This window comes from Streptomyces sp. CNZ287 (assembly GCF_007827615.1).
Genome location: NZ_VISV01000008.1, coordinates 148,853 through 167,419, shown reverse-complemented (window position 1 = coordinate 167,419; position 18,567 = coordinate 148,853). Strand labels below are relative to the sequence as shown.

Sequence of the window (18,567 nt, the reverse complement as noted above, 5' to 3'; positions counted from 1 at the left end):
ATTCGATGATTGCCGTCGAGGGGGCGGGAGGAACATTTGTGCGCAGACATCGGACGATGCACGAGTGGGCGGTCGACGAGTTGGTGCGCCGGATCGTCTCGGGTGAGGCCGCGCCCGGGGACTCGCTGCCGGTCGAGGAGAAGCTCGCCGCCGAGCTCGGGGTGAGCCGCGGGGTGCTGCGCGAGGCGGTCAAGTCGGTTGCGGGCAAGGGGATGCTGGGCATCAGGCCGCGTACGGGCACCAGGGTGCTGCCGCCCGAGGGGTGGAACCACCTGGACGCGGACGTACTGCGCTGGCAGCAGGAGTACGGGCCGCTGCGGCTGCTGCGGGAGACCGTCGAGCTGCGCCGCACCGTGGAGCCGGCCGCGGCCCGGCTGGCCGCCGCCGGGCGGCTGCCCGCAGACGTGCGCGCTCTGCTCGACGCGCACGAGCGGATGGCGGCAGCCGCCCGCCGCCCGGAGCACGCCGGCTACGTCGAGGCCGACGCCGCCTTCCACCGCGCCCTGCTCGACGCCAGCGGCAATCGGCTCTTCGGCTCACTGGGCCGCGCCCTGGACGTCGCCCTCCAGCACAGTTTCGCGATCAGCAGCGAGACCCCCGGCGCGCTGGAGGCATCCCTCCCCCGCCACCTCGCAGTCGCCGAGGCGATCGGGCGCGGCGACGGCGCCGAGGCGGCCGCCGCAGTCCTGGCCATCATCGACTCGGCGGAGCACGAGATCGAGCACTCCCCGGCGCTGGACCTCATCCCGCGGCCGGACGGCGAAGTCCGCACGCCGTAGGACATCGGTGTGCCCCACCCGGACCTCCAACCCCCGCACCGAGCAAGGGCGCGTTGGGCCTTGACGCACGCGGTTGGGTCGGCGGCTCCGGCCTGCCGTGGCCTGCCGTGATGACGAGCAGGTTCAGTCGAGGCTTGGCCGAACCTTCCTGGTCAGCACGTCGGCCCGCGGCCCCACGGCCCCGGGGGGTGATCCGTCGGTGAACGCGTACGACGAGATCGGCCGGGTGTGTCCCCTGCTCCTGCCCGCCGCCGTGTACGGCCGCGGGCACGCACTCGTGGTCGATGGCGCCGAGGGGAGCCGCAGCACGCGCCGCACGACCGGATCGTGGTCACCGTCGAGGCTGCCGATCTCGCCCCCGCCTGGGTGGACCAGTTCACCGAGAACGGCCGGATCGTGGTGCCGCTGCGCCTGCGCGGACTCGACTGGTCCGTCGCCTTCCAGCGCGAGAACGGCTCGCGGGAGCAGACCCCACGACACACGAGAGAACCACCTCCGTGGAGACCTCCGCCGACCAGACACCGAGGCCCGACCGGCGTTGGGCCTCTCCGTGCCACTCGCGTGCCATACACCGTGGACAAGACGAGTCTGCAACGGACACAGAGCGTGCCCTATCGCCACCCGATACCCACACGTCGTCGCAGGCCGGAGACATACCAGCGCTCCGAGGCGGTGGGATTCCCCAGGTCGGAGCGCGGGTTCGATTCCCGTCTCCCGCTCCAGAAGAAAGCCCCAGGTCAGCGACCTGGGGGTGCCGTGTTATCCAGACCTCTTTACCCCCGCGTGCCCGTTGCGTGCCCGATGGATCCTCGTCGTGCCCCTGCCGGGCTTTCTGCTCTCCCTCGTGCACGCCGCTCTGCAAGAGTGGTGGGCGTGGAGAACTTGAGGAGCCAGGATCCCAAGCGTCTGGGCGAGTTCAGGCTGCTGGCCAGGCTGGGTAGCGGCGGCATGGGGCGGGTGTATCTGGGACGGTCGCCGGGTGGGATGCAGGTGGCGATCAAGGTGATCCGCGAGGATTTCGCGGAGGATGCCGATGTCCTGGTCCGGTTCCGGCGTGAGGTGGCGACGGTGCGGGCGGTGCGCAGCCCGTACACCGCTCGTCTCGTCGGCGCTTCCCTGGACGTGCCGCCGTATTGGCTGGCGACGGAGTTCGTGCCGGGCCCGACGCTGCTGGAGGCATCACGCGGTACGTCCCTCGAACCCGCCCTGTGCACGGGGTTGTTCGCGGCGCTGGCGGAGGCGCTGGCGGCGGTGCACGGGCATGGGGTGGTGCATCGGGACGTGAAGCCGCACAACGTCATCCTGGCCCCGGGAGGGCCGCAGTTGATCGACTTCGGTATCGCCCGGGCGGCGGATCAGACGCAGCTCACCCGCACGGGGCAGATGCCGGGTACCCCTGGTTATACCGCGCCCGAGGTGCTGCTGGGCGGCGAGACGGGTCCGGCGGCGGATGTGTTCGCGCTGGGCGCGACGATGGCCGCCGCCGCGACCGGCCGGCCGCCGTACGGCGGCGGGGAGTGGCCGGCCGTGAGCTACCGAGTGGTGCACGGCGAGATCGATGTCGACGGGGTGGAAGCCGGGCTGGCCGAGCTCATCCGGCAGTGCGCCGCCCGGGACCCGGCGCGGCGGCCTGACCCGCTGGATATCGTCCGGCGATGCGGCGTGACGTACGCGCTGGCGGAGTTACCGGCGTACGGGCGGCTGGCCGGGGCGGCGCCGCCGGCGCTCCCGGCGCCGCCGCGACGCCGGGGCTCGTTGATGGCCGCAGCCGCCCTGGCCGTCGGAACGCTTGCGCTGGCGGCAACGGTATGGCTGCTGCCGTCGGGCGGTGACGGCGCGACAGCGGGCGACTCGCCGACCGAGTGTGCCACCGACCCCTCCCCGGCCGGGTCCGGCTCCGGTGGCGGTACGGGGCGGAAGAGTCTGACGATCGGCATCATGCCCGACCAGTCGACCATGAGCTACTGCGACCGGGACGGAAATTACGCCGGATTCGAGGTCGACGTCGCCAGGTACGTTGCCGGCGAACTCGGCGTCGAGGTCGAGGACATCACGTGGCGGGAAGTCTCCGCCGCCGAACGTAGGGACGTCCTTGTGCGCGGCGAGGTCGACTTCGTCGTCGCCGGCTATGGGATCACCGACGCGACGAAAGAAGAGGTCGACTTCGCCGGCCCCTACCTCTCCGCCCGCCAGGACCTGCTGATGCGCGCCGACGAACGGGTCCGGAAGGTGACGGACCTCAACGGCATGAAGCTGTGCTCGGTCACCGGCTCCACCTCCGCGCAGGTCGTGAAGGAGGGAGGGGCACCGGGCGCGGACCTCACGGAGCGCGCCGCCTACACGGAGTGCCTCACCGCCCTGGACAGAGAGGAGGTCGATGCCCTGACCACCGACGACTCCCTCCTCGCCGGATACGCCGCCTGGAGTGGAAATTCCAGTGACTACCGGCTGGCCGGACTGGAACTCAGCGCCGAGCACTTCTACGGGGTCGGGGTACCCGAGGGCGAGACGGAGTTGCGCGACGACATCGACAAGGCGATCGAACAGATGATCGCGGACGGCTCGTGGGCGAGGTCCGCCGCAACATTCCTCGAGGGCGTGGCCAACTACGACGCCGAGCCGCCCGAGCAGGCCGCGACGACCGGCTGACGCGGCACGAAGTGGCTCCAGAACAGGAGACCCCTCTCCGTGAAAGCCGGGAGCGCCCTCAAGCACCTGCCCGCCTCCGACTTGGTCTCACCGACGACGCGGCGGCCGGACGGCAGCTCCTCCCACGGCCACCCCACCGGCATCGTTTTCTGCCTCGCCGGCCAGCTCGACGTCATGGTCCTGCGAACACCTCGGCTGGAACGCCGCCAAGCTCGGCCTGCTCACCCTCACCCCCGGTCAGTGCGCCTGGCACTCCAAAGATCATTTCGACGTGCACCGGGTGTACTGCCCGATGGACGGCGGCGGCGGCGCCACCGGCCCCGGCTCCATGAACTCCACCGCCGGTTTCGGCGCCAGCTTCCACGTCTACCTCAACCCCCAGCAGACCACGGTCCACGACGAAGACGGTGACAGCTACGACCGCGACTCCTTCGACTGCGTCGCAGGCAGGCTCCCAGGGCTTCGGGGGGAGCAGTCCCAAGCTCAGAGCGCGGGGTCGAGCCGCTGTCTGCGGCACGACCCCCGCGGTGCGCGCATAAGCGTGAACGGAGCGCATGCGGATGCTGACGTTCCGTACCGAGATGCGGAGGGAAGCCGACGGCACCTATCGTGAACGGGAAGGTCGGCCTCCCTCTCGTCGATGAGGAGGGACGACGAAGGCGCGTGTGGTGCTGGACATCGCGACCGCGCAGGTCAGCGGGCGTGCGGACGCCCACAGAACCCCGCGGACTTGGACGTGCGCGAGATCGGTGACGAGTTGGCGGCCGGCAGGGCGCCGAACAATCTCGGCCGGCGACTGGCGGACGTCGCCCCGCGTGACATCGAAGGGCTGATCACTGGGCTGCGGGGGCATTCGGAGAGAACGGTGGCGATCATGCGAGCTGAAATCGGCGATCAACTCGTGGTCGAAAGCCCGGCTACCGGAGCTGCAAGAAGGGACGGCGAGATCGTTGCACTCCACCATGCGGATGGCACGCCTCCTTACGAGGTGCGCTGGTCGGATACGAACCAGGTGACCCTCGTCTTCCCCGGGCCTGACGCGCACATCCGCAGTCTCGCGCACGGGAACGGGGACGCGGACGGGCCTTCCCGGGCGGGAGGAAGCAGAAGCGCCGGGCTGCGGGCGGCCCCGCCGGGCAGGCGGCTCCATCCCGGTGACATCGGCCGCCGCGTGGCCGCCGGACGCGAACGCCAGGGTCTGACCCGGGAGGAGACCGCCCGCCGCGCCGGGATAGCGCCCGAGTACCTGGCGTACCTCGAAGAACAGACGGCCGACCCGACCGCCGCCACACTTGCTCGGCTGGCCGGCGTCCTGGGCACCACCCCCGCTGCTCTGCGCGGCGGTGCCAGCGATCTGCCGCCCGGGCGGGGGCAGGCGCTCCTCCATCCCCAGATGCGGGAACTCGGCCCCGGCGAGTGCCGTCGGCTGCTGTCCACCTCCGGCGTGGGGCGCGTGGCGGTGTCGACACGCCAAGGCCCGGCGGTGGTCCCGGTGAACTACGAGGTCGTCGATGAGGAGATCGCGTTCCGGACCGCGCCGAACTCGGTTCCGGCGGCGGCCGTGGACTCGGAGGTCGCGTTCGAGGTCGACCACCTGGACGAGGCCATGAGCCGGGGATGGAGCGTGCTCGTGGTCGGACCCGCGCGTGTGGTCACCGAGCCCGACGCGGTGCGGAAGCTGATCGATCGCGCCCACGCCTCGCCCTGGGCCGGGGGTGGCCGGGAGATGTGGGTGTCGATCCAGCCTCGGCGCATCACCGGGCGTCGCATCACCGAGGGCGGGCCGTAGCGCAGGCGTGCCGGTCGGAGTGGTCCGGAGTGCGGCGTGCGGCCACAGGGGGCAGTCTGGGAGGACATCGAAGGGCGCGTAGGAGGAAGACCTCTCTGGAGGCGGTCATGGCTGGTGCGAGCGGGCGTCGGCCGATCGTGGCGGGCGTCGACCCCGATCCTGCGAAGCGCCTGGCACTGCTCTGGGCTGCCGACGAAGCGGGCCGGCGTCACCTGCCGCTGCGGCTCGTCCACGCGCAGGCCCTGCCGCCGCTACCCGGTGGACACCGGTCGGAGGCGGTACGGCGGTACCGGGAGGAGTGGAGCCGTGCGCTGCGCGGCGTGGGCGACGAGTTGCTGCGGCAGGCGGCTGAGTTCGCCGAGTCCCGGCAGCCGTCGGTGGAGGTGTCGACGGTGCTGGCGGAGGAAGAGCCGGCATCGGTTCTGCTGCAGGAGGCGCGGAACGCCTCCCTTGTCGTGGTGGGTTCCCGGCACCTGAGTAGGCGGCGCGAGATGTTCACCCCCGACTCGGTGGCGCTCCCGCTCACCGCCCGCGCCCCCTGCCCGGTCATCGTCGTACGGGAGCCGGAGCACGTCACCCAGGAACCCGCGTACTTCGTGGTCGGCGTCGACGGCAGTGCCCATTCGGCCGCGGCGGTGGACATGGCGTTCGAGGAGGCCGGCCTGCGTGGGGCGCAGTTGCGTGCCCTCTACGTGTGGCATCCGCCGCTCCTCGGTCCTGCGGACGAGCACGCCACGATGCGGGAGTGCCGCCGGGTGCTGTCGGAGACGGTCGCGGGCCGCGAGGCGGCGCACCCGGACGTGGAGCTGCACCACGAAGTCCTCCGTGGCCATCCGGTGCAGGTTCTGACGGACGCCTCGGAGCACTCCCTGGGGCTGGTCGTGGGGACCCGGGGCCGCGGCGGGTTCGCGGGGATGCTGCTGGGCTCGGTGAGCCAGGGGGTGCTGCGCCACGCCCGCTGTCCCGTCATCTCGGTCCCAGTGTGAGGCACCGGACGGCCGAGGGGCGCACCGCCGGCGCCGGCCCGAGGACACCGGGCGGCGGCGCACCACCCGGTGCGGCCCGGCCTCCCGAGGCAGCGCAACTCGATGCCGGGAAGGTCTTCGCCGCGCTGGACACGTCACGGCGCGGCCTCTCGGAGGCACAGGCACGGGCCAGGCTGGAGGAGTGCGGGGCCAACGAGTTGCCCCGTGCGCGGCGCGGCGCCGCGCAGGGTGGCGGAGGCTGGGGGCGCAGTTCACGGATCTGTTCGCGGTGGTGCTGATTGTCGCGTCGGGGATCACCTTCCTGGCGTACGCGCTGGAGCAGCCGCGTGACGTGGGCACCTTGCAGCTCGGGGTGGCGATCCTGGGCGTGGTGGCGCTGAATGCGGCCATCGGCTTCGCGCAGGAGTATTCGGCCGAGCGGACGGCCGAGACGCTGGCGGCGACGGTGCCCCACACCTGCCGGGTGCTGCGCGGGGGTGAGCGGCGTGAGGTGCCCGCCCGGGATCTCGTGCCGGGTGATGCGGTGGTGCTGGAGGCCGGGGATGCGGTGTCGGCGGGGCCCGTCCCTGGAGGCCCGCAACTGCGTGTTCATGGGGACTGACGTCGCCGCCGGCTCCGGGCGCGCGGTGGTCTTCGCCACCGGTTCGAGGACCGGCGGCCTACCAGGCGTACATCAAAGGAGCGCCCGGAGAAGTGCTGCGCCTCCACCGCCAGGAGCCGCTTGATCAGGGCATGCCGGCGCGCCATCCGCCGTACGCCGATCGCCAGCGACACCGACAGTGTCGCGGGCAGCCCCTCCGGTACCAGCCACTGACCGGACAGGACCGGGCGGCGTCTGCCGCGGCGGGAGACGCGCTGGCGTCCGAGGGGCTGCGGGTCCTGGCCGTGGCGCGCCGGGAGGTGGCCGGACCACGCCCTGCGCCGGCTGAGACCGGAACGTCCACCTCCCGGGAGAGAACAGCGTTGACGCCGGGCGGGAGACGGCGCGCTCATCGCAGCGTGACGCGAACCGCCGTGACCTTGTACTCGGGGCAGGACGTGACGGTGTCGGCGTGTGCGGAGGTCAGGCGGTTCACCCCGCTGGCGGGGAAGTGGAAGGAGCAGAAGACCTGGCCGGGCGCCGTCTCTTCGCCGACCCGGGCGACGAGCCTGGCCTCGCCGTGCCGGCTGGCCACGGTGAGCCGCGCGCCGTCCGGGATCCGGTACCGGGCGGCGTCCGCCGGGTGCAGGTCGAGGACGTCGACCTGGTCGAGGGCGAGGTTGCCGCCGCGGCGGGTCATGCTGCCGGAGTTGTAGTGCGCCCAGCGGCGGCCGGTGACCATGAGCAGCGGGTAGTCGTCGTCGGGGTGTTCTCCGGGCGGGAGGTACGGTGCCGCGGCAAGGTGTGCCCGCCCGTCGGGCGTGGCGAACTCCTTCGTGTAGAGCCTGGCTTCACCCGGGCGGCCGGGGTCGGGGCAGGGCCACGGGACGGCGCCTTCCCGGTCGAGCCGGTCGTGGGAGAGGCCGGCGAAGACGGGTGCGACCCGGCCGCACTCGGCCAGTGCCTCGGCCGGCGTGGGGCAGCCCAGGTCGGTGCCCATCGCCGCGGCGAGGGCGCGTACGACGTCGTAGTCGCTGCGTACCCCGGCCGGCGGGGCCACGGCGGGGCGGACCCGCTGGAAGCGGCGGTCGAAGTTGACGAAGGTGCCGTCCTTCTCCGGCCAGGACGCGACGGGGAGCACGACATCGGCGCGTCCGGCGGTCTCCGACAGGAACAGCTCGTTGCACACCACCAGCGGACAGGCATCCAGAGCGCGGGCCACCTGGTCGGCGTCGGGATCGGTGGCGCAGACGTCCTCGCCGATGATCCACAGCGCCCGCAGTGCACCCGACCGGGCGGCGGCGAACATGTCCGGAATTCTCAGGCCGGGGCGCTCCGGAACCCGTACACCCCAGACAGCCCCGGCCCGGTCCCTCGCGGCCGGGTCGACGACCTTGCCGTAGCCGGGCAGGAGGTCGGGCAGCGCGCCCATGTCGGAGGCGCCCTGGACGTTGTTCTGGCCGCGCAGCGGGTTGACGCCGTATCCGCGGTCGGTGCCGACGGCGCCGCGCAGGATCGCCAGGTTGGCCAGGGACCGTACGCCGTCGGTGCCGTGGAGGTGCTCGGTGACGCCCAGGCCGTAGACGATCGCAGGCCGCCGGGCGCGGCCGTACAGCCGGGCGGCGGCGACCAGATCGTCTGCGGGCACTCCGGTGATGTCCTCGACCCGGTCGGGCGGGTAGTCCTCCAGCAGTGCGGTGAGTTCCGGCAGCCCCGCGGTCCGCTCGGACAGGAACTCCTCGTCGGCCAGTCCTTCGTCGAGCAGGACGTGGGCGAGCCCGTGGCAGAGCGCGACGTTGGTGCCGGGCCGGGGCCGGAGATGGACGTCCGCGTGCAGGGCGAGGCCGACCGCGCGAGGGTCGGCGACGACCAGCCGGGCTCCGCGGAGCACCTGCCGCAGCAGCCGCGCTCCGACCACCGGGTGGGCCTCCACGGGATTGGCCCCGACGACCAGCAGGCAGTCGGACTTCTGCACGTCGTCGAAGGAGTCGGTGCCGCCGGCCAGGCCGAAGGAGGCGGTCAGGCCAGCGGCGGACGGGGAGTGGCACAGGCGGGAGCAGTTGTCGACGTTGTTGGTGCCGATCACGACCCGCATGAACTTCTGTACGAGGTAGTTCTCCTCGTTCGTGGCGCGGGCCGAGGAGATCGCCGCCACCGCGTCCGCGCCGCCGGCGGCGACGGCCTCGCGCATCCCGCGGGCGACGTGGTCGAGCGCCTCGTCCCAGCCGGCCGGCTCCAGGCGGCCGTCGCGGCGGAGCAGCGGCCGGGTCAGCCGTTCGGGGGAGGTGAGGTAGCCGTGGGCGAAGCGGCCCTTGACGCAGGCGTGCCCCCGGTTGACCGGGCCGTCCGGGGCGGGCAGGACCGCCGCGACGGCGCCGTCCCGGGCGACGATGTCCAGGGCGCAGCCGACGCCGCAGTATCCGCACGTCGTACGGGTCGCGGCCGGCCGGTGGGCGGAGGTGAGCCCGCGCCCGGGGCCCGGCTGGGTGAGCGCACCGGTGGGGCAGGAGTCGACGCAGCCGCCGCACGCCACGCAGTCCGACTCCGCCCAGGGCCCGCCGGTGCCGGGAGCGACCACGGTGCCGGCGCCGCGGCCGGTCAGGGTGAGGGCGAAGGTGCCCTGGACCTCGGCGCACATGCGCACGCACCGCCCGCAGGCGATGCACAGGTCCCGGTCCAGGTGGACGTACGGGTGCGAGGTGTCCCCGCCCCGGCCTCCGGCGCCCCGGGCCGTCTCGGGGCCGAGGCCCAGCGACCGGCAGACGTGCGCCAGCTCGGCGGGGTTGCCGTCCGCCAGCGCGCGGGGCGGCAGGGCGGAGACGATGACGGCCACCGCGTCCCGGCGCAACCGCTGCAGGTCCTCGGTGCCCGTGTCGACGCGCGACCCCGGTGCGGCCGGGGTCACGCAGGCCGCCACGGTCCGCCCGTCGGCCCGTACGAGACACGTGCGGCAGGAGCCGGCCGGGCTGAGCCGGTCGTCGGAGCAGAGCGCGGGCAGCTCGGCGCCGGCCGCGCGCGCCGCCGTGAGCAGGGAGGCCCCCTCGGGCACCGCGACGTCGACGCCGTCGACGCAGACGTGCGTGAGGGGGTCAGAGCCGGCGTCGTCCCGGAGCCGTCCGGTCGCGGTCACAGAGCCCACCCCGCCAGGCGGTCGCCGTAGGCGCGGGCGAGGCTGTGCACGGCGGGCGGGATCCGCCGGCCGAAGGCGCACAGGCTCGCCTCGGCCAGCACCCGGCCGAGCCGGTCCCACTCCGGTCCGGGCGGGGCGCCGGCGGCGGCCAGCTCCAGGCCGCGGCGCGCGCCCACGCGGCACGGGGAACAGGCGCCGCAGCTTTCCGCCGCCGCGAACTGCCAGACGTGCCGCAGCACTTCTTCCGGGGCTACGCGGTGGTCGAAGGCGACCAGCCCGGCATGGCCGAGCGCGGCGCCCCGGGCCGCGAGGCCGGCGGTGGTCAGGGGCACGTCCAGGTCGTCCGGCCCGAGGAATCCGCCCAGTGGCCCGCCGACCTGCACCGCGGCCGGCTCCCCGCCGTCCTTGAGGCCACCGCCGAGTTCCGCGACGATCCGCAGCAGGGGCGTACCGAGTTCGACCTCGTACGCGCCCGGCCGGACGAACCGCTCCGACAGGCACACCAGCTTCGTCCCGGTCTCGCCCGGAACCCCCCGGCGGGCGTACGCCTCCCCGCCGCGGGCGACGATCCACGGGACGGACGCCAGGGTCTCCACGTTGTTCACCACCGTCGGCGCGTCCCACAAGCCGCGCTGGGTCGGATACGGCGGCCGCGGCCGGGCACAGCCCCGGTCCCCCTCCAGACCGGCGATCAGAGCCGTCTCCTCACCCGCGACATACGATCCGGCGCCCTCCGCCACTTCCACGTGCAGAGTGACGTCCGTCCCGTGCACCGACGGGCCGAAGTGACCCTCGGCGTAACCTTGCTCAACCGCGTCCCGCATCCGTGCCAGCGCATGCGGATACTCCGAGCGCACCAGCACCACGCCCCGCTCGGCCCCGCAAGCGAAGCAGGCCAGCGCCAGGCCCTCCAGCACCCGCTCCGGGTCCGCCTCCAGCAGCAGCCGATCGGCGTACGAGCCCGGATCGCCCTCGTCCCCGTTGGCCACCACCACACTGCCGCGCGCCTGCCCGGCCGCCTCCCACTTCGCGGCCACCCGGAACCCCGCTCCCCCGCGGCCCCGAAGCCCGGACACGGCCACCTGCGCCCGGACCTCATCGGCGGCACCGGTGCCGACGATCCGCGGCCACACCCGCCACGCCGGCTCGCCGGCCACCGCACCTCCCAGCAGCACGGGGTCACCGGTGCCGTCGGCTGCCGGGATCCCGGGCGTCCGGGCGGGCTCGCGTCCCGTGAGCTGACGGGTGAGCGTCGGGCCGGTGCAGGGTGTGTCGCCGTCGAGCGCGGCGGGACCCGCGTAGCAGTACCCCAGACAGCGCACGGATTGCAGCGATGCCTCCCCGTCCGGTGAGGCCGTGCCGGCACGCACGCCCAGCGCCTGCTCCACCTCGCCGAGGTGACGTCCGGACCGGGCGGCGAAGCACGCCGTCGCCGTGCAGACCCGGACGTGACGGCGGCCGTGCGGAGCGGCCAGATCCTCGTAGTAGGTCGCCGGCCCGAGCCCGGCGGCAGCGGGCAGCCCCATGTCCGCGGCGATGGCCGGAGCCCAGGCTCCGGGGTCTTCTCCCGTACCCGCTCTCCTTCCGGCCAGGGACTCCAGCAGCCGCTGTCCGGGCCGTCCGCTCCGGTCGGCCAGCGCACGAAAGGCGTCGAAGCGGTCTCCGGTGCCGGTGGGAGTCATGACCCCATCCTGGAGTCAGCCGCAAACCAGCGCAATCGTGGCAAAGGGCATCGGTGGAGGCGTCGCGGCCCGGGGTGCGCCGGGTTCGGCGTCGGCGCCCTGCTCCAGCAGCCGCGGTGCCACCTCGCCGTCCAGCAGCGCAGGCTCCACCTCCACGTCCGGGTAGCCGGTCCGGAAGGCGTCGAGGGCCGAGTCGAACTTCTTACCCGTGTTCGCCCGCAAACCAGCGCCGACCTTCGGGTTCGGCACGAACTTCCCAAGCTCAGAGCGCGGGTTCGATTCCCGTCGCCCGCTCCAGCCAGAAGGCCCAGGTCAGCGACCCGGGCCTTTCGTGTCGTCGGTGAACGCCCACCCGGTCCAGGTCACGACGTGGATAACGACCACCGCACCCGGCGGGGGTGCTTCCTCGTACTGACGGTACTTCTGTTGCAGCAGTTCAACGGCCGGCAGGCGGCCGGCGTCGTCTTGCCGGATCTCAGCCCGGCCGTCGGCGCGGGCCCACCACAAGGATGCCCAGTCGTCGGCGTAGTGATCGGCGATGACCGACACGGCAGGGTTCTCCGCGATGTTGCGTAGCCGGCGCAGGCCGGTCGTGCGCTTCGGCTTGTGATCGACGGCGAAGACGATCACATCCCCGTCGACGGCGAAGGTGATGGGCACCACGTGCGGCACACCCGCCCCGTCGGCGGTAGCCAGCCGCGCAACCGGGGAGCCGATGAAGCGATCACGAGCCTCGACCGCGGAGAGGTTCATGAGCCGAAGGTACCCACCGTGCCGGATCCATCCAGGCAGGCAGGCTGTTGCGGCAGCCCACGTTCCCTGCGCTGAGCGATCGATGAGGGGAGGCCATGCGGTACGTCGTTGTGGAGTGGCAGGACCGGGGGGTCGTGTGGCACGACCCGAGCGCGTACCTGGCGGCTCTGCGAGTCCGGTGGGGCCGGGAATCCGGTGGTCAGCAGATGAGCCGTTTCCATCGTCGGGAAATCCGCACAACCAACCGGATCGGCGTCAGCCGGAAGGGCCCGGGGCGCCACGGGGGAGGAGTTGCTCGGCCCAGATGGTCTTGCCGTCCGCCGTATAGCGGGTTCCCCAGCCCTGGGCGAACTGGGCCACCAGGAAGAGCCCGCGTCCGCCTTCGTCGTCGACTTGGGCCTGGCGCAGGTGGGGGGAGGTGCTGCTGCCGTCGGAGACTTCGAGTATCAGGTTCACGTCCCGGATGAGGCGCAGGCTGATCGGGCCGGAGGCGTGGCGGATGGCGTTGGTCACCAACTCGCTGACGATCAGTCCGGCGGTGAAGGCGAGATCTTCCAGATGCCAGGCCGCCAGTTGCTCCGTGGTGAGGGACCGGGCCTGGCCGACCGCCGTGAGTTCGTAGGGCAGGTGCCAGGTCACGACGTTCTCTTCCTTGACGGACCGTGGGCGTACGACGAGGAAGGCGACGTCGTCGCGGGGACGGTCCGGGAGCAGCAGGCGCTCCATGACCTCGCAGATCTCTTCCAGCGGACGGTCGGGGTACGCCAGCGCGAAGGCCAGCCGGGTGAAGCCGAGATCGATGTCGCGGTCGGCGGAGGCGGTGATGAGGCCGTCCGTGTAGAAGGCGAGGACGCTCTCGTCCGGGATCTCGAGGTGCGTGGATTCGAAGGGCAGGCCGCCCAGTCCGAGTGGGGGTCCTGCCGGGATGTCCAGGAATTCGACGGCCTTGTCGGGGTGGGCGATGGCAGGCGGGGGGTGTCCCGCGCGGGTGATCTCCGCGGTACGGGAGACGGGGTCGTACACGCAGTAGAGGCACGTGGCCCCGATCACGCCGGGGATGTGGTGGTCCGCCGTCTCCGCTTCGTCGAGGTGGGCGACCAGGTCGTCGAGGTGGGCGACCAGCTCGGCGGGCGGCATGTCGAGGGCGGCGAGGGTCTGGACGGCGGTGCGCAGGCGTCCCATGGTGGCTGCCGCGTTCATTCCGTGGCCGACGACATCGCCCACGACCAGTCCGATGCGGGCACCGGAAAGGGGCAGCACGTCGAACCAGTCCCCACCGACGCCTGCGTGGGTGTCGGCCGGCAGGTAGCGGTAGGCGACTTCCACGCCGGTGGGGGCCGGCAGGTCCTTGGGGAGGAGGTGGCGCTGGAGGGACAGGGCGGCGCGGTGTTCGCGGCCGAAGAGCCGGGCGTTGTCGATGCAGACGGCCGCGTAGGCAGCGAGTTCTTCGACGAGGAGCAGGTCGTCGGCGTCAAAGGCTTCGGGGTTCTTCCAGCGCACCAGGGTGGCCACCCCCATGGTGACGCCGCGGGCGCGCAGGGGCACCACCAGGTGGGAGTGGATGCCGACTTCCCGCAGTTTGTCCGAGCGCGCCGCGTCCTGGGACAGCCAGGGGGTCGACAGATCCACGGTGGGGTCCATCACGGGACGGCCCGTGGCGACGCAACGGTGCTGGGGCGAGGTCTCGGAGTAGGTGACCGGTGTCCCCAGCGGCGACTCGGATTCCGGAAGGTCCGCACGGATGGACTGCTGAGCGCGTCGGATCAGTTCGGCGGAACCGGCGGTCAGGACCGGAGCAGGCTCGTGGCCACGGATGATGGCGGCAGAGACGTCGACGGCGACGAAGTCGGCGACCTCCGGCACCAGCACCTCGGCGAATTCCTGGGCGATACGTTCGAGATCCAGCGTGCTGCCGATGCGGATACCGGCCTCGCTGAGCAAGGTGAGGTGCCGTCGTACCTGGTAGTAACTGGTGACATCGAGTACCGCTTGGCCCATCCCCAGGGTGTGGCCGGCGAGGTCCTGAAGCCTGAAGGACGAGCGGGAGCGGACGTGCGGCAGATGGGTGGAGGAAGCGGCCGGGGGGTCGGCATGGGAGACGGCGACCTGTGGCTCGCCCGTCTGCAGTACCTCCTGGGCGCGGGCTTCCGTCGCCGGACCGGCCTCTTCGGGAACGATGTCGCCGAGGGTGCGGCCAAGCTGTTGCCGTGCGGGGACACCCTCCATGCGTTCCAGTGCGGGGTTGACCATGACGAGCCTCAGTTGCGGGTCCACCACGGCCAGCCCGAACGGAGACTCGGTGAACAGTCCGCGCAGGATCGCGTGGTCGCGCTCCCGCGCCTGTGCGGTGGCGAGGTCCGTGGCCAGAATGAGCCAGCTCGCCCCGTGGTGGAGCCCGAGCGGGCAGACCTGTGCCCTGGTCTGAAGGCGGCTGCCGTCGTGGCGATACGCCGTGAAGGTGCCCGTCCAGCCTCTTCCGGCCCGGTTCCGTTCGGCGATCTCCCAGCGCTCGTCCCACGGGATCGCCAGGAACTCCGTGACACGCTGTGCGACGGCGTCCGGCGCAGCGTAGCCGAACAGCGCCTCAGCGCCCTCGCTCCACTGCTGAACCAGGCCCTCCGGGCCCACCACGATCGCGGCATCGGTGATGTCGAACCGATAGCCTTCGGTCTCCCCGACAGTCGCTCGCGGCCTGTCGGCTTGCGCTGATCCCACACCTCAATGGTGCATCCGTTCGACAGAGCGCACCACCGTCGGCGGGAGCGCGTCCGGGGCCGATGACGGAGGGTGACCCGCTCCGTTCCCAGCGCTCCCCACCCGGACGCGCCGCCCCTCACCGCAGGTCACGGCTGCCGTCCCGCGGCGAGCAACAGACCACTCCGCCTCTCGGTCCGTGGTCAGGTGCCCTTGCGGAGGATGCGGTGAGGGCTTCGCCCGTGGGGTGGGTGAGGGGGCCCGGGCTGGAAACAGGGAGGACGCCGCCCGCTTCACGGGGAAGGAGCAGGTCCTGGGCTACGTTCAGGGCGTGTTCACGACCATGGGCGAGATCGACTTCACCGACGGCCGGAGCCGGTCACCGAGATGTCTCAGATGTGGCGGGTGCCGTCGCCGGTCGGGTACGTCGCCCGGTAATCCCGGCGGGTCACCGTGCCGAACGTCAGCTCAGGGAGCGCCGGGCGACCGGCCCCGCCGCCGTTACCCCGCTTGCCGGAGCGCACCCCCGGCTCACGGGAGCACTACCTCCGCAGCAGCCACTGCCCGAACGTCCGCCGCCGCGGTCGTACGACGACGCGGCCGTGGGCCTTCTGGCCGTACAGCTCCACCCGCAGCCTCACCGGCACACCGGAATCCGCGGGCGGCTCGCGGAACACGACCTTGCTGTGCACCAACCGCAGGCCGTCGGTGTCGACCACGATGCCGGGACCGGTGACCAGCGTCAGGTTCTTCCCCATCATGGCCACGTCGATCCGCAGGGTGTCCTGCGTGATCACGGCGTCGGTGAAGTCGAGGGTCACCTCGCAGTGCGTCACCGCGAGTTCCAGCCTCCGCGGCACCACCCAGCGCCCCACGCGCTCGATCGCGCCGCCGTGGATCTGCTCGATCCTGACCAGGTCCTTCACCTCGGACCCGGCCGCGCCCGCCCCGGCCGGTACGGGCGGCAGATCGGCGGTGAGCACGGCCAGTTCGCTGCGGGTACGGGCCGACAGGGCGGCCTCCACGCGCTGGTCCAGCTCGTCCGCGGTCAGCAGGCCCTCCCCCGCGGCGATCCGCAGCACGTCCACCACCCGGTCCCGGTCGGCGTGCGACGCGCGCAGTTCGGGCTGCGAGCCCGGCGGCCCCGGTACCCCCGGCGAGCCAGGCGGCCCCGGCGAGCCCGGGCCGGAGTTCTGTCCGGTGGGCGAGATCTCTCCCGGCATGCTTCCGTCCTGTTCCGTCCCGGTCCCTCACACGTGCGCGCGACGCGGACATCGGCGCGACCCTCAGACTAGCGTTATATCGCGACACACACCCGGCCCGGCCCCGCACTCAGGCCGGTTGCGCGAGAAGCAGCCGGGCGAGGATGTCGTCGAGGGTGGAGGCCGCCCGGCGCCCGCTGCCGCTGCCGGACGCGGTGGCGCGTATGCAGGAGTGGCATCGGGAGGTTCGCCCATGGGGGGACCGCTCCTCCTTGGTAGTTCGCCGCCGGTCGCCGGTCTCCGGTTGCCCGCTGCCGGCCGCCCGTCGCCCTGCTCCGTGCGAGTCGTCGGATCGAGTGGATCTGGCCGAATGCCGATGTCGCGGACACCGGAGTAAAGGGATAGTAAATCCGAGCGGCGATCCCCTCGCCCGCCACCCCATTCGCAGAGACGACGAAGGAGACGACACCGCATGGTGTTCAAGCGACTGCTCGGCGCGATCGGCGTGGGCGCGCCCAGCGTGGACACGGTCCTGGAGGGCGGCGCGGTGCTGCCCGGCGGCACCCTGGGCGGCCGGGTGCTGCTGCGCGGCGGCAGCGCCGCGGCCGACATCGAGCAGATCACCCTGGAGCTCGTCGCCCGCGTCGAGGCCGAAGGCGGCGACGGCGAGCACGAGGGCACGGTGTCCTTCGGCCGCTTCCCCGTCGGCGGCGCCTTCCGCCTCGGCGAGGAGGAGGCCCACGAGGTGCCGTTCTCCCTGGTCCTGCCGTGGGAGACGCCGATCACCGAGTTGCACGGCCAGTCCCTCGGGCTCCCTCTTGGCGTGCGTACGGAACTGGCCGTGGCCGGCGCCAGGGACGCCGGCGACCTGGACCCGCTGGCGGTCCGCCCGCTGCCGGTGCAGGAAGCGGTCCTGGAGGCTTTCGGACAACTCGGCTTCGCCTTCACCTCCGCCGACCTCGAACTCGGCCACATCCCCGGCACCGGCCAGCAGCTCCCCTTCTACCAGGAGATCGAGCTGGCTCCGGGCCCGCAGTTCGCGCACGCGATGCAGGAGGTCGAGGTCACGTTCCTCGCCTCGCCCGGCGGCATGGAGGTCGTCCTCGAAGCCGACAAGCGCGGCGGGATGTTCTCCGCGGGCCACGACGCGCTCGCGCGCTTCACGGTGAGCCACCACGACGTCGCACAGGCCGACTGGACCGCCCTGGTGGACTCCTGGGTCAAGCAGTTGGCGGAGCACCGCGGCGCCCCGCCGGGCTCGTACGGCCACGGGGGACACCACCACGGGGAGGACCACGGCCGCCGCGGCCCGGGAATGGGCACGGTCGCCGTCGCGGCGGCCGGCGGGCTCGCGGCGGGGGTCGTGGGCGGGATGGTCGCCGCGGAGGTCGTCGACGAGATCGGCGACGCCTTCGAGGCCGAGGACGAGGAGGAGTAACCCCGCTCCCGCAGCCGTCCGCCGTCTCGGAGTCCGCCGCGCCGGGGACTCGCACGAGGGCATGCTCCGGCAGGAGCGGGGCGCGGGCGAACTCGTCGACCGCGCGCTGTGCGACACCCGCGGCGGAGGGAAGGAGCGTCCGCCCAGGGGGGCGGTGTCCCGGGCGAACGCTTCCTGGTTGCTACTTGCCGGCGGCGAAGCGCATGAGCGAGTGCTCGTTGCCCTGCTTGATCTTGCCGGTCTCGTTGATCACCTGCAGCCGCCAGGTCTCACCGGATCGGGTGGCCTTGGCGACGGCGCAGCCGTTGTCGGTGGTGAGCAGGCTGGGCCAGATGTCGGCGACCTGCGCGGTGCTGCCACCGGAGGCGTCGTACACCTTGAAGCTGATATTGCGGGCCTTCTGGAAGCTGCTGCCCTTCTTGTAGGCGGCGGCGACGAAGACGATGGCCGTGATCTGGTTCGGGATCCGGGAGAACTCGACGGTGACCGTCTCGTCGTCGCCGTCGCCCTTGCCGGTCTGGTTGTCGCCGCTGTGCACGATCGCGCCGTTGCCCATGGGGTCCAGCGAGTCGAGACCGGCGAGCCGGACCGGGTCGGATCCCGCCATGGCGATGGCGATCAGGTCGAGGTCGGTGCCCTTGGTCTGGCGCAGCTTGCCCATGATGCCGCCGCTGCTCCCGACGGTGGGGTCCCAGGAGACCCCTATCGACAGGTGGGTAACCCCGGCCAGGTCCGCCGGTTCGTCATCCTTCGTAAGCGTGATCATTCCCGATCCCTTGGTGGTGAGACGGTGCAATCCGAAGTGGCGCCGAGGGCCCGCGGGCTTCCGGTGACACCCCACTCCGTATGGGAACATACCGTGCCGGGCTGGACGCCTGGGAAGTC

Annotated in this window: 14 protein-coding genes and 1 pseudogene; 8 read left to right on the top strand and 7 right to left on the bottom strand. The window is 72.4% G+C overall.

Features of this window, described 5'->3' with window-relative positions:
• Positions 1 to 38: 38 nt before the first annotated feature.
• The 7 genes and pseudogenes from FB457_RS17035 to FB457_RS36195 all read left to right on the top strand — a co-directional run bounded on the left by FB457_RS17035 (position 39) and on the right by FB457_RS36195 (position 6,804).
• Complete coding sequence (locus tag FB457_RS17035) at positions 39 to 779, top strand: FadR/GntR family transcriptional regulator (RefSeq protein WP_486589046.1); 741 nt, start codon at positions 39 to 41, stop codon at positions 777 to 779.
• A gap of 228 nt (positions 780 to 1,007) precedes the next feature.
• Positions 1,008 to 1,235 (top strand): annotated as a pseudogene (locus tag FB457_RS36200) (methyltransferase, FxLD system); the annotation flags it as partial.
• Between the two features lie 417 nt (positions 1,236 to 1,652).
• Positions 1,653 to 3,428: a serine/threonine-protein kinase gene (locus FB457_RS17030; protein ID WP_486589051.1), complete on the top strand. Its 1,776-nt coding sequence runs from the start codon at positions 1,653 to 1,655 to the stop codon at positions 3,426 to 3,428.
• Between the two features lie 730 nt (positions 3,429 to 4,158).
• Complete coding sequence (locus FB457_RS17020) at positions 4,159 to 5,217, top strand: pyridoxamine 5'-phosphate oxidase family protein (protein ID WP_486589045.1); 1,059 nt, start codon at positions 4,159 to 4,161, stop codon at positions 5,215 to 5,217.
• A 107-nt stretch (positions 5,218 to 5,324) separates the two neighbouring features.
• Positions 5,325 to 6,203, top strand: a complete 879-nt coding sequence (locus tag FB457_RS17015) for a universal stress protein (RefSeq protein WP_047016998.1) — start codon at positions 5,325 to 5,327, stop codon at positions 6,201 to 6,203.
• Positions 6,200 to 6,481: a cation-transporting P-type ATPase gene (locus FB457_RS35255; protein WP_164492552.1), complete on the top strand. Its 282-nt coding sequence runs from the start codon at positions 6,200 to 6,202 to the stop codon at positions 6,479 to 6,481. The genes FB457_RS17015 and FB457_RS35255 overlap by 4 nt, the downstream gene beginning before the upstream one ends.
• Positions 6,472 to 6,804: a P-type ATPase actuator domain-containing protein gene (locus tag FB457_RS36195; RefSeq protein WP_047016997.1), complete on the top strand. Its 333-nt coding sequence runs from the start codon at positions 6,472 to 6,474 to the stop codon at positions 6,802 to 6,804. Before FB457_RS35255 ends, FB457_RS36195 begins: the two co-directional genes overlap by 10 nt.
• Before the next feature lie 388 nt (positions 6,805 to 7,192).
• Here FB457_RS36195 and fdhF read toward each other — a convergent pair whose 3' ends face one another.
• The 6 genes from fdhF to FB457_RS16975 all read right to left on the bottom strand — a co-directional run bounded on the left by fdhF (position 7,193) and on the right by FB457_RS16975 (position 16,265).
• Positions 7,193 to 9,913 (bottom strand): formate dehydrogenase subunit alpha, encoded by a 2,721-nt coding sequence (fdhF, locus tag FB457_RS17000; RefSeq protein ID WP_078898352.1) that lies wholly within the window; start codon positions 9,911 to 9,913, stop codon positions 7,193 to 7,195.
• Positions 9,910 to 11,595: an NAD(P)H-dependent oxidoreductase subunit E gene (locus FB457_RS16995; protein WP_047016996.1), complete on the bottom strand. Its 1,686-nt coding sequence runs from the start codon at positions 11,593 to 11,595 to the stop codon at positions 9,910 to 9,912. The genes fdhF and FB457_RS16995 overlap by 4 nt, the downstream gene beginning before the upstream one ends.
• A gap of 15 nt (positions 11,596 to 11,610) precedes the next feature.
• Positions 11,611 to 11,844 (bottom strand): hypothetical protein, encoded by a 234-nt coding sequence (locus FB457_RS16990; protein ID WP_145782320.1) that lies wholly within the window; start codon positions 11,842 to 11,844, stop codon positions 11,611 to 11,613.
• Between the two features lie 63 nt (positions 11,845 to 11,907).
• Positions 11,908 to 12,348, bottom strand: a complete 441-nt coding sequence (locus tag FB457_RS16985) for a TIGR03668 family PPOX class F420-dependent oxidoreductase (RefSeq protein WP_047016994.1) — start codon at positions 12,346 to 12,348, stop codon at positions 11,908 to 11,910.
• A 255-nt stretch (positions 12,349 to 12,603) separates the two neighbouring features.
• The gene (locus FB457_RS16980) at positions 12,604 to 15,063 is read right to left on the bottom strand and encodes a SpoIIE family protein phosphatase (protein WP_253911325.1); all 2,460 of its coding nucleotides are present in this window, start codon (positions 15,061 to 15,063) and stop codon (positions 12,604 to 12,606) included.
• Between the two features lie 521 nt (positions 15,064 to 15,584).
• Positions 15,585 to 16,265 carry a DUF1707 SHOCT-like domain-containing protein gene (locus FB457_RS16975; protein ID WP_078898351.1) on the bottom strand — a complete coding sequence of 227 codons (681 nt, stop codon included), beginning with the start codon at positions 16,263 to 16,265 and terminating at the stop codon, positions 15,585 to 15,587.
• Positions 16,266 to 16,716: 451 nt separating this feature from the next.
• Here FB457_RS16975 and FB457_RS16970 point away from each other — a divergent pair, with 451 nt between their 5' ends.
• Positions 16,717 to 17,682 (top strand): sporulation protein, encoded by a 966-nt coding sequence (locus tag FB457_RS16970; RefSeq protein WP_047016993.1) that lies wholly within the window; start codon positions 16,717 to 16,719, stop codon positions 17,680 to 17,682.
• Positions 17,683 to 17,863: 181 nt separating this feature from the next.
• Here FB457_RS16970 and FB457_RS16965 read toward each other — a convergent pair whose 3' ends face one another.
• Positions 17,864 to 18,448: a TerD family protein gene (locus FB457_RS16965; RefSeq protein WP_047016992.1), complete on the bottom strand. Its 585-nt coding sequence runs from the start codon at positions 18,446 to 18,448 to the stop codon at positions 17,864 to 17,866.
• Positions 18,449 to 18,567 lie beyond the last annotated feature (119 nt).